Origin of the sequence: Bacillus sp. AFS053548 (assembly GCF_002575105.1) — a bacterium.
Classification (GTDB): Bacteria; Bacillota; Bacilli; order Bacillales; family Bacillaceae_G; genus Gottfriedia.
The window spans coordinates 1-16,257 of record NZ_NUHI01000028.1 but is presented as its reverse complement, the minus strand read 5'-3'; the positions used below and the strand labels follow the sequence as shown (position 1 = coordinate 16,257).

Here is a 16,257-nt window from a genome sequence, read left to right as displayed (position 1 = left end):
TTATTTCCTACTATGTATCATAATAAACGAACCACACAAAAAATAATCCGATAAAATCATTTTGATTCAATTTTATCGGATCAATTTTTATTTTATTATCTCAAATTGGCTATTATAAAGATTTGCGTAGAAACCTTCTTTTTCCATTAATTCTTCATGCGTACCTTGTTCAATAATATCGCCATCCTTCATACAAAGAATCAAATCTGCATTTCGAATAGTTGAAAGGCGATGCGCAATCACAAAACTTGTTCTTCCTACCATTAAATTGTCCATTGCTTTTTGAATGAGTGCTTCAGTTCTTGTATCAACACTACTTGTTGCTTCATCTAAAATTAATATTTGTGGATCTGCCAAAATTGCACGAGCAATCGTGATGAGCTGTTTTTGACCTTGGGATATATTATTCACTTCTTCGTTAAGTATCATATTGTATCCATCAGGCAAGGCTCTAATAAAGTGATCAGATTGAGCAGAAATAGAAGCATTTGTTACTTCTTCATCCGTTGCATCAAGTCTTCCAAAACGGATATTATCTGCAATTGTACCATTAAATAGCCAAGTATCTTGCAGAACCATTCCAAATAATGATCTAAGTTCATCCCTTTTAAAATTCTTTATGTTATGTCCACCGATTGTGATTTCCCCATTATTAACATCGTAAAACCGCATTATTAAATTTACAATTGTTGATTTACCAGCTCCTGTTGGCCCAACAATTGCAATTTTTTGCCCAGGTTTAACGACTAAATTAAAATCATGTATAATCATTTTTTCAGGTGTATAACCAAAAGCTACATGATTGAAGCGAACATCACTTGTAACTTCATTATGCTTAATTGATCGTGCATTTGTTACTTCAGGTACTTCTTCTTTCTCATCTAAAAATTCAAATACTCTTTCTGCAGCTGCTGCTGTTTGTTGAAGTATATTTGAAATATTAGCAATTTGTGAAATTGGTTGCGTAAATGAACGAACATACTGGATGAAAGCTTGAATTCCTCCAACTGTCATCGATCCATTTGCAGTAAAATATCCACCTAATATACAAATAGCAACATAGCCAATGTTTCCAATAAAAGCAGTGATTGGAATCATAAGTCCCGATAGAAAATTCGCTTTCCATGCTGATTTATATAACTCATCATTATACTCACTAAAAGCTCTTGTAGATTCATCTTCACCACTAAATGCTTTTACTAAAACATGATTTCCTAACATTTCTTCTACATGCCCATTTACTTTCCCTAAATATCTTTGCTGGTTAATAAAATGTTTTTGAGATTTTTTAACGATCATCATGACAAATACCATTGAAAGAGGCAATATGCATAGCGCAACTAAAGTGAGTTGCCAGCTGATCGAAATCATCATGATTGTTATACCAATAATCGAGGTAATTGATGTAATTATTTGTGTTAAACTTTGATTTAATGTTTGATTAATTGTATCAACATCATTCGTTATTCTAGAAAGAACTTCGCCGTGACTAGTCTGATCAAAATAGCTTAAAGGTAATTTATGAATTTTATCATTTATATCACTTCGAAGCTTAAAAGTTACCTTCATCGTAACTCCACTCATTACATAGCCTTGAAGATATGCAAAAAGTGAGCTTAATAAATATAAACCGATTAACCATATTCCAATTACACTTATTTTACTAAAGTTAATTTTTCCACTACCGCTAATTTGTTTCATGACACCTGAAAAAATTTCATCTGTTGCTTTACCAAGAATTTTTGGACCTAGTATTGTAAAAACAGTTGAAATAATCGCTAGTACAAAGACAAAAACGATTGTCTTTTTGTGCGCTTCTAAATAGCTCATCAATTTAGACATCGAACCTTTAAAATCTTTCGCTTTTTGACCTGGCGCCATTGGGATATTTCTTCCAAACATTTGCCCAGGCCCGCGACCACCGCCCTGATTTTGAAAAGTATTTTTATTAGAATTGCTCATGCTAATTCCTCCTTGGATAACTGCGATGAAGCAATTTCTAAGTATTCAGGGCAATTTTTCAGAAGTTCTTTATGAATACCTTGACCTACAATCCTACCATTATCTAAAACAACAATATGCTCTGCATTCATGATCGTATTTACCCGTTGGGCAATTATGATCATCGTAGTTGATTCTATATCTTCATTTAACGCTTTTCTTAGCGCAAAATCCGTCTTAAAATCAAGCGCAGAGAAACTATCGTCAAAAATTAGAATTTCGGGTTTTCTTGCTAAAGCCCGAGCAATCGAAATTCTTTGTTTTTGTCCACCTGAAACATTATCTCCACCTTGAGAAATTTCAGCATTAAATTCCCCATCTTTTTGAGAGATAAATTCACTAGCCTGAGCGATTTGGGCTACTCTTTCCATCTCTTCATCAGAAATATTTTTATTTCCGTATTTTAAATTTGAAGCAATTGTTCCCGTTAATAAAAGTCCTTTTTGAGGTACATATCCTATTTTAGTGCGTAAATCCTTTTGCTTTACTTCCCTTAGATCTACACCATCAACTAAGACTTCCCCTTTGGTTACATCATAAAAACGTAATATTAAATTTGCAATTGTTGATTTTCCCGAACCAGTTGGACCAATAATGGCAGTAGTTTGACCTGGCTTTGCAACAAATGAAATATTATTTAGTACATCATTTTCAGCACCTTCATATCGGAAACAAACATTTTTAAATTCAACAAATCCTTTTTTATCTGCTTCAAAGTTTTTATGAAGCTCTGGATCGATAATTGATACATTAGTAGACAATACTTCTGAAATACGTGCAGCAGAAACAGCAGCTCTAGGGACAAGGATAAACATGATTGAAATCATTAAAAATGCTGTGATGATTTGCATTGCATATTGCATAAATGCGATCATATCACCAACTTGCATATTAGATTTAGCAATTTGGTGGGCACCAACCCAGATGATTAATAGTGATGAGCCATTCATTATCAACATCATTGAAGGCATCATCAATGTCATGATACGATTGACAAATAAATTCGTTTTTGTTAATTCGCTGTTTACCTCTTGGAATCTCATTTTTTCATGTGAAGCATTTCCAAAAGCTCTAATTACCATCAATCCCGTTAAATTTTCTCTTGAGACTAGATTTAACTTATCTATAAGCTTTTGAATTAACTTAAACTTTGGAATAGCAACTGTCATGATTACCATAATTAAAGAAAGTAGAACGATAACAGCTAATGCAATAATCCAGCTCATCGAAGCAGATTTATTAATTGCCATTATGATTCCGCCAATTCCCATAATTGGTGCATAACAAAGCATTCGGATCCCCATCATTAAAAGAGTTTGAATTTGCATTACATCATTTGTACATCTTGTAATCAGAGATGCCGTTGAAAATTTATCAAATTCATTGTTTGAAAAGCTTTCAATTTTTTTGAAAACATCTTTACGTAAATTCCTAGCGACACCAGAGGCAATTCTTGAAGACAAGAAACTGACTAAGACTGTTGCTATTCCTCCAAGTAAAGCAATCGCAATCATAATCAATCCTATTTTAACGATATATAAACTTCCTAGTTTATGTAAATTAACGCCTAGTTCAGTATAAAATGCTTTCGTCATCATAATACCACTTTGAGTTAGTAAAGTTTTATCCATTGAAATAGCTTTATTATGTGCATTTAGTATCGCATTTTTGGAAAGTTTATCAAACATTGGTTGTAACTCATATAGTTTTGTTACATTAATCTTATTTGAACGCGGCGTACTACTAGTTTGTGCATGACTTACTTTTCCAGTAGCTTCTTCTTGGATTATATTAAATAACGTCCAAGTGGAAGCACCAAAGGATTGATCAAGTTGTTTTTCTACATTCTTATTCAATTTTTTCTTTACGTATATGCTCTGATCTGCCTTTTTGTAAATACTTATGTATTTTTTTCCTTTTGAATTTTTATCATTTGCGGATTTTAAATCATAATTTTTAAATATAATTTCTTTTTCCTTATCTGTCATAAAGGTAGTCATTAGTTTCATACCTTTTTGACTAATTGCATCCGGAGCAACATGCAATATACCATTTTGCTGAATACCATTGTTTACAATTTCGGACATATAGTTAGGTAAGTTCAAATCACACATGGCCTGACCAAATAAGAATAATATAGCTAAAATTATACTTGTACTAAATGCTTTTAAATACTTAGCTAACTTGATCAAATGAGTATCTCCCTTATTTTGATGTATTTTTAAACACTAACTCATACTGAAAAAACTCGCATCAAATGCGAGTATGTTTTTCAGTATGAATTATTAGTTAATTAAAACAATCCTTTTGGACGGCCAAGTTCATCTACGTCCATATTTAATGCAGCTGGTTTTTTCGGTAAACCTGGCATTGTCATTACGTTACCTGTTAATGCAACAATAAAACCTGCACCAATTGATGCTTTAAGTTCTCTTATTTCTACTTTAAAACCAGAAGGTCTTCCAACTAAACTTGGTTGGTCTGATAAAGAATATTGAGATTTTGCCATACAAATTGTTAGGTTGCCCCAACCATTCTCATTAAATTCCAAAATTTGTTTTTTTGCTTTAGGAGAAATATTCACTCCGTCAGCACCATAAACTTCTTTTGCAATTTTTTCTATTTTATTTTCAATTGAATCCGATAATTCATATAAATAATTAAATTTTTCTTTAGGAGTTTTTAACATACTAACAAGAGATTCAGCTAGCTCTACGCCACCTTTACCACCATGTTCCCAAACTTCTGTTAAGACAATCTTAATGCCGTTATCTTGTCCCCATTGTTTTAATACACTTATTTCTTCCTCTGAGTCAGAAATAAATTTATTAATTGCTACAACAACAGGTACATTGAATTTGCGAACTGTTTCCACATGCTTTTCAAGATTTTGAATTCCATCTTTAACAGCTAAAGCGTTTTCATTAGTCAATTCATTTTTATTTACTCCACCATGCATTTTTAATGCTCTAATTGTTGCAACTAATACGACTGCATCAGGTGTAACACCTAAAGCTCTAGTTTTGATATTTAAGAATTTTTCTGCTCCTAAATCCGCACCAAAACCAGCTTCCGTTACAACATATTCCCCTAATTTCATTGCCATTTTAGTTGCAATAACACTGTTACAACCATGGGCAATATTCGCAAATGGGCCACCATGAATAATTGCTGGAGTGTGTTCAATCGTTTGAACAAGATTTGGTTTAATTGCGTCTTTTAGTAATAATGCTAGTGCACCTTCTACTTTTAAATCTCCAACAGTTACTGGAGTTTTATGTATAGTATAGGCTACAACAATTCGTTTAAGTCTTTCTTTTAAATCTTGAATTGATGTCGCTAAACAAAGAACTGCCATGATTTCAGAAGCAACCGTAATATCAAACCCATCTTCTCTTGGAACTCCTCCAGAAGGACCACCTAAGCCTACAACGACATTTCTTAAAGCACGATCATTTAAATCAACTACTCGCTTCCAAGATATTCTACGCACATCAATTTCAAGTTCATTTCCTTGATGGATATGATTATCAATAAATGCTGCTAAAGCATTATTCGTCGTTGTAATGGCATGTATATCACCGTTAAAATGTAAATTTATATCATCCATCGGTAAAACTTGAGAATAGCCTCCTCCAGTTGCACCGCCTTTTACTCCCATTGTTGGCCCTAAAGAAGGTTCGCGCAATGCTACGACTGCATTTTTGCCAATTTTGTGGAAAGCTTGTGCAAGTCCAACAGTGACCGTTGATTTACCTTCACCAGCAGGAGTTGGATTTATTGAAGTAACTAAGATTAATTTACCATCTTCATTTTCTTTTAATCGATCTAAAATTGATAATGACAATTTAGCTTTATAATGCCCATAGTTTTCAACTTCTTCATCAAAAAGATTTAAATTATCTGCAATTTCATTTATTTTTTTCATTTCTGATTCAAAAGCAATTTCTAAATCTGACTTAACTTGACTCATTCAATCATCTCCAATTGCACTTCATTATAATCAAAATTATAGCACAATTTTACAAATAATTCATTTTTAAAAATTCAAAATTCTTTAATGATATCATTCAAAATTACTAATACTTTCTACTTATCAATGGAATCCAAAGTTACATACTAAAGATAAGGCATTAAAAGAAAGGAGTGTAATTAAATGTATCGTCATAAAAAGCATAAAGAACATAAACGTAATCATAATTTACCAAAGGATCAAAATGAAGAATATAGTGCAGAGTTTTATCCCTCAAGGAATGTGTTTTATTCGGAAACTACTTCAGATAAATCTCATGCCTCTGGAATTGTAATTGGATACGTAGCTCTATTTTTTTCACTATTTTCGTTATTTTTAATGCCTGTTTTATTTGGAATTGTTGGAATTGCACTTGGAATATACTCTGTAACTAAAGGTCATTCCACTTTAGGATATACAGCAATTGGATTTGGATTATTTTCGGTAATTGTAACTATTTTCTATAATTTATTAATTGTCTTAAGTGCAATTCTTTAAGATAGATTAAAATAAACAAAAAAGACCTTTAAGGTCCTTTCAGAGTAGGAAATTTTTGTATTCCATCTACACACTGAAAGAACCTTAAAGGTCCATTTAAATTCCCCACAAACATTCACTTACTCTTTGTTCAAATCTTCTAAATGGTATTTTCATTATTAGATCAACAATCGAAAGACAATCAATTTCTTTAAACTTGAACGACAGACCATTCGTCATCTTTCTTTGAATACGTTAAATTTGCAATATGATTTGTAAGGTCACGATACTCTTCAACATTTTCTAAAATTTCATCTACACCAGAATAAAAATCAACTCGGAAAATAGGGATTTCGATTACTTTTCTATTTTCAACTCTTTCACTTAGATCAATTACTAATCCATCTTCCATTAAAGGGTATAATGTCAACATTAATTTAATATTGATTGGATTAATTTGTTTTGAACGATTAAATATATTTAAACTTCTTCTCTGAAGTTGTGTAATTTTATATGATATGACATTACAAAGCATAAAAATAAAGTCATTAGTTCGTTTATAATAAACCTTTTGATACATTCCATCACTTATGTTCATGTATGCAAAAGAATTGTTTAATCTTGGTATAAAAGGTTTTTGTAATGGCTCTTTTTTGTGAGCAAGATACAGTAATTCTGCAATTTCTTTAGGCTCAAGCTCATCTAAATCTGCTAATTCTTCAAAATCGATCCAACATAGGTCATCATGTTCACTATGTTCTAATATAAATTGATTAATATATTCTCTTTCAACATAATAAAAAGAGGAATTTAAATTAAATTCGGACCATTGAATATCGTGTTTTAGCAAAAGAATGTTTTGAAGAGGAAAAGGAAGTCCTTGAACAAACTCTTTATAATTTATACCTGATGTTATAAAACAATGATTATGGTTATCACCATAAATATAGATTATCTCCTTTGAATCTATTCCCGCCAACGATATTGCCACCTTTAATTTTTTTCTTTATCATATCATACTTTATACTAAATTTATCATCAAATATAATAAATTTAATTCTTTTTACCTAATATTTTTTTTACATTTTTTGCCAAAAATTCGCATTCAACCTAAAAAATAATGTTATACAGGAGGCCTACATAAAGATGTAGTTTTTGTTTGAATTGGTTCTTTCGTAACAGAGCGAATACTCCATTCACCGTCATCATTTGAAAAATTAAATTTAACAAGAGTGTAAGGTGGTTGTTGATCTTGTTTATATGCAATTAATTGAATTGTTGCTCCGAAAACGTATGTACCATTATATTTCTTTTTTATATTTGTTATTGTCGCACAATTATATTGCTCTCCTGGTCCGAACATTTTATATAAACGGTTATTTATACTCGGAAAAAGAATTGATAACACTGCATCTTCTAATACTTCATTTTGTACCGCAATTGCATTTGCGGGTTTTGATGTCGCAATTAAGCACATTAATAGTACGATAATAAATCCTCTTTTCATTTCTAATCCTCCATCTTAAGGTTTTAACAAATTACTTAGTATCTATTCTTTACAATTTACTGATGGTTATGAAGAGAGTTTAAATGAACTGGGAATAGGAATTTTATGGAATAAGGAAAAAAGAAGACCTTTTCGTGGTCTTCTTTTTATCTTTAAACTATCCTATTGATGATCCCAATAGTATTTACTCAAGATATCTGAGAGTAAGTCAATTGTTCTATAAAGTTCAGGAAGAGTATTATCGACTCCTCCTACTTCGATTAATATTGAATGTGGTGATAAGTCTTGGTTATATACGCCATTTCCTTGTTTATAGTTTTTACTAAATATTCCTCTTGTTAAACCTTTGTTAAATTTCATAATTTCACTATTTAAATCTTTTGCTAACGTTAAGTTCTTTCTATAATTTTTGTTTTCTACTCCAACTATAAAGTATAGCTTTGCGTATTTTTGCCCATTTATCTCAGTAGTTGTCACATTTTTTCGTTGATCATCACGATGTATGTCAATAAGATAATTTAAATCTTGATCTTGAGAAAGCGCATCTTGTACAACCAATCTAGACATTTTATATGAACTTCCCCAATTCCAATTTCTTTTCGTTAATTCAGCTCCAATATTTGTTTTATCGTCAACCGCACCGATTCCATTTGCTTCTAAATTCTTTTTCAATCGTTCACCTAATAAGCTTACATTTACTTTTGGAGAAGAAGCTTGATTTGGTGATTTTGCACCTGGGATTAAAGGTAAAAATGATTCCCAGCTATGTGTGTGGTAAATAAAAAACACATCTTTTCCATTTGTAGTTTTTGATGGCGGATTTGTTGGATTTTTAATTGGTTCATTAACTGGATCTTTAACAGTTGGATTTTGGTTAATTTCGTCGAGTGTTAAGCTTGATTCTATTGGAAGGTTCGTAAAATCAATTCCTTCTCCAGCAACTAAGATATTATTTTCGAATTTTGTCATACTAGATATTTCATGCACTAATAAACTTTTTGGATCGTACAGTCTAATATTTGTAATAAATGAAAAAAGTATATTACCGATAGGTTGTCCATTTTTAGTAGAATCGTCACCCACCTTAAAATGACCATTTTCATATTCAAACGCTTTAATAAATCCTTCATAGCTCATTTTTTCAAACCATTGATGCACATAATATGATTTAGTATTTTTCATTGATGTCACAAATAAACTCGCTAACAAAAATAATAAGACAATGCCTACAAAGACACTTGCCGTTACACGTTTAAGATTAATAGATTTTATATATATTGATTGTCTCATTAAATCACCTCTAATAAAACGTATGTACAAGCCCTATAAAATAGAATGAAAAAATGATTAAATCCTATTAATTACTCTACTGCTATTAAAGAATGTGATTAAAATATTAAATAGTTCGAACTCCACTCTCATTTACGAATTTTATTAGAATTTGGATTAGAAAAAAAGAGATGCCCTTAAAGACACCTCATAAAAAATTTCGTAATTCAATTAGTGTAAAAGCTCTTTTTTTAATAAATTACATATTATTATTATTGTTGCAACGATTGAATACTGTGAACGGATTTACAACACAACTATTTCTTGCAGCTTCTAATTGAGTTTCACAAAATGAGTTTGTTGCTGGCGATACCATACTGTTATTCATATTTCTATTTCTTCTACATCCACTACGTCTATTATTATTCATATTTCTGTTTTCGTTTCTGTTTTCGTTCATGTTTCTGTTTTCATTCATGTTTCTGTTTGAATGGCCATTATTCATACTTTCACTCATAACTCTGTCATTGTCATTATTTCTATGACAATCACATTCATTACATGGTCTACGAACTTCAACAAACTCTCTCATATCTCTTACTGGAGATACTTCTTCTCTTTCTTCTCTTCTACGATTGCAACCACAAAATCCCCACATTTAAGAACACCTCTATAATTATTTATTGTACATTTATAACATACGTAGAAATTTAGATATTGAATGTGTACATGTCTAGATATGAACAAGTTTTTTATATTATTTTTCTATTTTTCATGTCATTTCGGTAAATGAAATTTTAAAAATGGTCATTTTTATAAGAATTTGTTAGTTGTTTATCCTAAAAGTTAAAAAAAAATGAGCCAATTAGGCTCATTTCATGGTGTAGATGAAGTTCTAAAAACCTGATTTTCAGCCTGATTGCAAGCGCTTGTCTTTCGAGGCGCTAAGTCTGGTGAGGAGCGGAGTTACCCTAAAACGGTAATGAGCACCGCAGACAGACGAAGCAATGAAGAAAGCGAGCGTTTGGCGGGCAGTTTGAAATGAGCTAATTAGGCTCATTTTACTTATTACGGTATACATATTCATCTTTTGGTGGTTGAATTTCCTTAATATTAGTAACGTCTAAATAAGGAATGTTTACTTTAAATGGTTGATAATACATTTGTTGTATATTACCAGTAGCTTCAATCCATTGATCATTTTTAAACGTTTGCCCATCAGGCAAATCAATTAGCACACCATATACACCGGAATCGGCAACACAGTGAATAATTCCAAATCTAAATAAGAAAACCTGATTCTTTTTTAATCCTTTTTCATGATAAATAAAGCCTTTATAAGTTAATTGCTTTCCTAAATATTTTCCAGGCTCATCATATAAAACTTCCATTCCTTTAAGAAAGTCATAATCATTTAGGACAATGCTTTTTTTATTTATATATTCTTTTGATTCTTGTTTAATTAATTTTTGATATCCTTCTTGCCCATAGTAGATACTTAAATCAGGCTTTAAATACTGCCTTTGCATAAAAGGATCATTATTACCCGGTTCTGAAACTGGGAAATGAAACCCTTTTGCTTGTACAATCGTCGAATCCAAAGTTGCAACGGGTAAAAATATACCTGTAAACAATGGAAAGATAAAAACTAAGCCATTTAAAAACTTTTTAAACCCTTTTGCTTCTTTATGAACATGTCCATGTACACAAGTATGATCACAATTATGATCATGATGGTGGCTATGGTCGTGGTCATGATCGTTACTATGCTGTTCATCTTCATCATGACTAGTTCTTAACGTATGAATTACTTGAATTAAAGTTAGAAATGCAAATAATATCCCTGCTGTCAGTGATAAATAAGAGTATTTCATATTAATATATTTTGAGATCGTACCTTTAATATGCAATTGCATTAAAAAGAAGGTAAATCCTAATAGTACATATGCTCTTGCCATATTGATTCTCCCTTAAATGAATAATGTAGTGAAAAACGTTAATACAATAACTAATCCCATAATAATGAATACATATCGACTTTTGAAATGTTGGAATAACATTAATGTATTTTTTATATCGATCATTGGACCAATAACCATAAACGCAACGATCGAGTTTAAAGAAAACGTACTTTGAAATGAAGATGCTACGAATGCATCAGCCTCAGAACAAAGAGATAAAATAAAAGCTAATGCCATCATTACTAGAATACTAGCAACTTGTCCATTACCAATATGCATTAATGTTGAAGTTGGAATAAATGTTTGTACGAATGCTGCAATAAATGCGCCTAAAATTAAAAACTTACCCATAGAGAAAAATTCTTCTATAGCATGTACACAAACACTCCATAATTTTTTCCTAGCAGGAATTGAATGATCAACTGGAATGGTAACTAGATCGTGTTTTAATGGATTCTCGATTTTTAAATATGATAATACGATTCCTATTATATAAGCAATGATCATAGCAGCTCCAGCACGATAAATAACCATTTCAATATTATTACCAAATGCAATAAAAGTTGCAAACAATACAATTGGGTTAATAATTGGCCCTGTTAACATAAACGCCACCGCTACATAATGTGGCACACCTTTTTTTATCAGCCTACTAACAATTGGTACAATTCCGCACTCACAACCTGGGAAAATAAAACCCAATAAAATAGCTACTAATACTGCTTTATATCTATTCTTAGGTATTAATTTATATAACATTTCTTCTGTAATAAATATTTGAATGATCCCCGATATAAAAACACCAATTAAAATAAATGGCAATGCTTCTACTACAATAGAAATAAAGATCGTATTCATTTGTAAAAACGAATGATAAAAATTCGTACTCATAATCTCTCTCCCATGTACTTTTAAAAATGAAAACTCACAAAACCTCCGAATGACCGGCGGCTTTGTGAGTTAAAAGTACCTTTTTTTCCAAAATATTAGTGCAATTGTTGTTGATAATATTGCAGATATACCAATTACAATTGGAAACGCATGTGGTATGTTTGCTAAAGGTATATGATCAACGTTCATCCCATAAAAACTAGACACCATTGTTGGGATTGATAAAATAATTGTAATAGAAGTTAAAAATTTCATTACAATATTTAAATTATTTGAGATAACAGAAGCAAATGTATTCATCATTCCACTTAAGATATTACTATAAACTTCTGCCATCTCTATTGCCTGTTTATTTTCGATAATTACATCTTCTAATAAATCTTCATCATCTTCATACATTTTTAATATATTCCCTTTAAGAATTTTTTGCATGACGATTTTATTCGATTTAAGTGAAGTAGTAAAATAAACAAGACTTTTTTCAAGGTTCAGCATTGTAAATAACTCTTGATTTCTTGTGGATTGATGTAATTCAGCTTCAATTTCATTTGTTTTACGATTAATTTGTTTAAGGTAACGTAAATAATATGATGATGTCGTATGCAATAGTTGAAGTGCAAATCTAGTCTTTTTAAACGTAAAGAAGCCTTTTACTTTTTGGTAAATAAATCGTTCAAAGATTGGATTTTCACTTAAACAGATTGTGACAAAAGTGCTGGATGAAATAATCATCCCGATTGGTATTGTATCAAAAATTGTGTGCCCATTATCATCATGAGCTACAATTGGAATATCAACAATAATTAGAGTGTGTTCCCCTTCAACCTCTATCCTTGAACGTTCTTCATCATCAAGTGGGTCTTTAATAAAATCTAAATCTAAGTCTAATTTTTGAACTAGATATTGAATTTCTTGTTCTGTTGGATTGATCGCATTGATCCAACAACCTTTCTCAATAACATCGACTTGATTTAGTTTCCCTTGTGCATCTGAAAGATAAAAATTTAGCATCTTAATTCACCTCTAATTCTAAAACAAAAACTACACAATAATAGCATACGAAACATTTATATATGTTTCAACCTTTATTAAAAAGAAAGTCCATTTTCTAATAATCATACGCTTTTAAGTAGCTATTTTAGTGAGCATTTATACTATTCACAAATAAAGAAAAAGGCCACTTATAGTGACCTATTTTTTAGTATCCGCTTTTATAAAAATAATGCATATCACTTAATTCATCAATGTATTGATAAACTTCTAACTGACTTTGTAATTGCTCTTTTGTATGTAATGAATAATCTTCCGTATTCAATTGATTTTGAACATTTGAAAGAGTATTTGATAAATCAGATTTTAGTGCATCATACGACATAGAATACATAAAATTCATCCTTCCAATTGAAATTTATCATATTATATGTAATATAATGTAAAACAAATCATATTTATTTTATTTTCTACCTTTTGCCACTAATTTTTTTATTAAAAAATATACAACAAATAGGGCAATCGCTATAATGATTAGCATTGGGGTATATGGAGCTAAAACAGATTTAGCAGTTTCCCAGTTTTTACCTAATTTCTCACCTATTTTGATAAATAGTATAGACCAAGGAATGATTGCAAGAACTGTATAAAGTGTAAATTTACTTATAGGCATCTTTGCTAGTCCCGCTGGAATCGAAATGGCATGTCTAACAACTGGAATAAAGCGAGCCGTAAAAACTACTCCAACGCCATATTTTAAAAACCATTTTTCAGCTAAATCAAGGTGATGCTTATTAATTAGAATATATTTACCATACTTTTCAATGATTGGTCGACCACCAAAATAACCTAAACAATATAAAAATAATTGTGCAATAGTTCCCCCTATCACACCTGCTACTACAGCACCTACAAAATTTATATGCCCTCCGGCTACAAGATAACCAGCATATGCTAAAACAATCTCACTCGGAATAACCTCAATCATTAATCCTAATGCTACCCCTAAATATCCTAATGATGCAAAAAATTCTAATATTTGATGTATGATATTTGTCAATAGGATCCCCCTCTCAAAAACAACTTGTACTACAATGATAATACATAGCAAGATAAAATATGTCAAAATATAGAAATACTCAGATGATAGTATTATTCATATAAAAAAAGGCTGTCCAAGTCAGTGACCTGACATTAGAACAGCCTTTTATCATTTCTTAATTATTTAATTACAACGTTTTTGTAAGTGTAATCTGGTCCGAATGCATGCTCAATTAATCCAGTTACTTTTGGCTTCATAACGTATGCAATAGCACGTTGGTAAATTGGAAGAATTGCAGCATTGTCTTGTACTAAGATTTTCTCTGCTTGTAAGAATGCATCAGAACGTTTAGTTGGATCTAATAAGAATTCAGAACCAGCTTGTGAGATTAACTTATCATACTCTTTGTTAGAGAATCCCATTTGGTTGAATGGGCTTTGACTTGTCCACATATCGAAGTATGTCATTGGGTCTTTGTAGTCTGGACCCCATCCGCCGAATGAGATGTCATAATCTTTCTTAGAGTTTAAGTCTAATTGTTGTGCAAATGGAACTGATTTAATGTTAATTTTTAAACCTGGTAAGTTTTTAGTGAATTCACCTTGTAGGTACTCACTGATTTTTTTGTTAGTTTCAGTATCTGAACCTAATAATTCGATTGAAACATCTTTCTTACCGATTTCTTTTAATCCTTGTTCCCATAATGTTTTAGCATCAGCTGGATCGTATTTTACAAGTTGTCCAGAAGCATCACGGAAGTCTTTACCATTAGCATCTAAGAAGTTACTTGGAGCTAAACCGTATAAAGGTACTGAACCGTTATTTAAGATTACGCTTGTAATTGCTTCACGGTCAAATGATTCGTTTAAAGCTTTACGGATGTTAACGTTTTTAAGAGCTGGATTTTTCGATTCGTTTACACGTAAGAAGAATACAGTTGGCTCTTTAGTTGTTCCGTAGTCAGGGCTAGATTTATATTTGTCAACAAACTCTGCAGTTAAACCAGCACGGTCAACATCACCAGACTCATATAAGTTAACTCCAGTTTGTGGGTCTTTTACGATTTTAAAGTTAACTTCTTTTAATGATACGTCTTTAGCATCATAGTAGTCAGGGTTTTTAACTAACTTGTAGCTTTCATCATGTTTCCACTCTGATAATTCAAATGGACCATTGAAAATTAAGTTAGATGCTTCTAAACCGTAGTTTTTACCTTGAGATTCAACATATTTTTGATTTAAAGGTAAGAATGTTGGGAAAGTTACTAAAGAATCAAAATAAGGAATAGCTTTTGCTAATTTAACTTCTAAAGTTTTATCATCAACAGCTTTAACTCCTAATTGATCAACTGGTTTTTTACCAGTAGTAACCTCTTCACCGTTTTGTAACACATTCAACATGAATGCATACTCAGATGCATTTTTAGGATCTGCAGCACGTTTCCATCCGTAAACGAAGTCTCCTGCAGTTACAGGGTCTCCATTAGACCATTTAGCATCACGTAAGTGGAATGTATAAGTTAAACCATCAGCTGATTTATCAAAAGATTCTGCGATACCAGGTTGTACAACATCATCTTTACCTAACGTGTTTAGACCTTCCATAATGTTACCTAAAACGTTGAAAGATTCAGCATCCGTACTAGTACTTGAATCTAAACTTGGTAGTTCAGCTCCGCCTAGTAAGTTTAATACTTGTGGTTTTGCTTTTGCTGTTTCTTTTTTACCTTCATTTGATTTGTCTGAGTTACATGCAGTTAAAAGCATGCTCACAGCAACAGATAAAGATAGAAAATACGATACCTTCTTTTTCATTAGATTGCCTCCCCAAAATTAAACAATTAGACTTAAAAACTATTAAAATATTCAAACAATTTATATTGTCGGAATAGTTAATAACCTTTAACTTACTTTTTATTTTACATGCTTTTCAGAAAATATCAACAAAAAATCGACATTTTTTTCAAAAAAATTAATAAATTTAAATAAATCTTTACTTTTTTGTAATTAAAAACTACATTTTGAAGTCTTTTTTTGCATATAAAATCAAAACTATTAATAAAATCCCCAATTTCAATAAATGATTAAAGTTGGACAAATATGTATCT

The 16,257-nt window shown here is 31.1% G+C and carries 14 protein-coding genes; 1 reads left to right on the top strand and 13 read right to left on the bottom strand.

Annotated features, from left to right (window positions below; all coding sequences use genetic code 11):
- Positions 1-87: 87 nt before the first annotated feature.
- The 3 genes from CN946_RS16120 to CN946_RS16110 all read right to left on the bottom strand — a co-directional run bounded on the left by CN946_RS16120 (position 88) and on the right by CN946_RS16110 (position 5,974).
- The gene (locus tag CN946_RS16120; RefSeq protein ID WP_098862083.1) at positions 88-1,962 is read right to left on the bottom strand and encodes an ABC transporter ATP-binding protein; all 1,875 of its coding nucleotides are present in this window, start codon (positions 1,960-1,962) and stop codon (positions 88-90) included.
- Positions 1,959-4,193: an ABC transporter ATP-binding protein gene (locus CN946_RS16115; RefSeq protein WP_098862082.1), complete on the bottom strand. Its 2,235-nt coding sequence runs from the start codon at positions 4,191-4,193 to the stop codon at positions 1,959-1,961. The genes CN946_RS16120 and CN946_RS16115 overlap by 4 nt, the downstream gene beginning before the upstream one ends.
- A gap of 101 nt (positions 4,194-4,294) precedes the next feature.
- On the bottom strand, positions 4,295-5,974 hold the full coding sequence (locus CN946_RS16110; protein WP_098862081.1) for a formate--tetrahydrofolate ligase: 1,680 nt from the start codon (positions 5,972-5,974) through the stop codon (positions 4,295-4,297).
- Between the two features lie 183 nt (positions 5,975-6,157).
- Here CN946_RS16110 and CN946_RS16105 point away from each other — a divergent pair, with 183 nt between their 5' ends.
- The gene (locus CN946_RS16105; protein ID WP_098862080.1) at positions 6,158-6,511 is read left to right on the top strand and encodes a permease; all 354 of its coding nucleotides are present in this window, start codon (positions 6,158-6,160) and stop codon (positions 6,509-6,511) included.
- A gap of 190 nt (positions 6,512-6,701) precedes the next feature.
- On the opposite strand, the gene CN946_RS16100 is transcribed toward CN946_RS16105, so the two are convergent.
- The 10 genes from CN946_RS16100 to CN946_RS16055 form a co-directional block, all read right to left on the bottom strand.
- Positions 6,702-7,469 (bottom strand): oxalate:formate antiporter, encoded by a 768-nt coding sequence (locus CN946_RS16100; RefSeq protein WP_098428979.1) that lies wholly within the window; start codon positions 7,467-7,469, stop codon positions 6,702-6,704.
- 144 nt (positions 7,470-7,613) lie between these two features.
- Positions 7,614-7,997: a DUF3888 domain-containing protein gene (locus tag CN946_RS16095; protein ID WP_098862079.1), complete on the bottom strand. Its 384-nt coding sequence runs from the start codon at positions 7,995-7,997 to the stop codon at positions 7,614-7,616.
- A 162-nt stretch (positions 7,998-8,159) separates the two neighbouring features.
- Positions 8,160-9,287, bottom strand: a complete 1,128-nt coding sequence (gene spoIIP, locus CN946_RS16090; protein ID WP_286133952.1) for a stage II sporulation protein P — start codon at positions 9,285-9,287, stop codon at positions 8,160-8,162.
- A gap of 238 nt (positions 9,288-9,525) precedes the next feature.
- Positions 9,526-9,924 carry a hypothetical protein gene (locus tag CN946_RS16085; RefSeq protein ID WP_098862078.1) on the bottom strand — a complete coding sequence of 133 codons (399 nt, stop codon included), beginning with the start codon at positions 9,922-9,924 and terminating at the stop codon, positions 9,526-9,528.
- Positions 9,925-10,327: 403 nt separating this feature from the next.
- On the bottom strand, positions 10,328-11,224 hold the full coding sequence (locus CN946_RS16080) for a TIGR03943 family putative permease subunit (RefSeq protein ID WP_098862077.1): 897 nt from the start codon (positions 11,222-11,224) through the stop codon (positions 10,328-10,330).
- A 12-nt stretch (positions 11,225-11,236) separates the two neighbouring features.
- Positions 11,237-12,118 carry a permease gene (locus tag CN946_RS16075; RefSeq protein WP_098862076.1) on the bottom strand — a complete coding sequence of 294 codons (882 nt, stop codon included), beginning with the start codon at positions 12,116-12,118 and terminating at the stop codon, positions 11,237-11,239.
- Positions 12,119-12,187: 69 nt separating this feature from the next.
- Positions 12,188-13,129, bottom strand: a complete 942-nt coding sequence (locus CN946_RS16070; RefSeq protein ID WP_098428984.1) for a magnesium transporter CorA family protein — start codon at positions 13,127-13,129, stop codon at positions 12,188-12,190.
- A gap of 187 nt (positions 13,130-13,316) precedes the next feature.
- Complete coding sequence (locus CN946_RS16065; RefSeq protein WP_056466479.1) at positions 13,317-13,502, bottom strand: hypothetical protein; 186 nt, start codon at positions 13,500-13,502, stop codon at positions 13,317-13,319.
- A gap of 69 nt (positions 13,503-13,571) precedes the next feature.
- On the bottom strand, positions 13,572-14,174 hold the full coding sequence (uptA, locus tag CN946_RS16060; protein WP_286133956.1) for an undecaprenyl phosphate transporter UptA: 603 nt from the start codon (positions 14,172-14,174) through the stop codon (positions 13,572-13,574).
- Positions 14,175-14,329: 155 nt separating this feature from the next.
- Positions 14,330-15,964: a peptide ABC transporter substrate-binding protein gene (locus tag CN946_RS16055; protein ID WP_098862075.1), complete on the bottom strand. Its 1,635-nt coding sequence runs from the start codon at positions 15,962-15,964 to the stop codon at positions 14,330-14,332.
- Positions 15,965-16,257 lie beyond the last annotated feature (293 nt).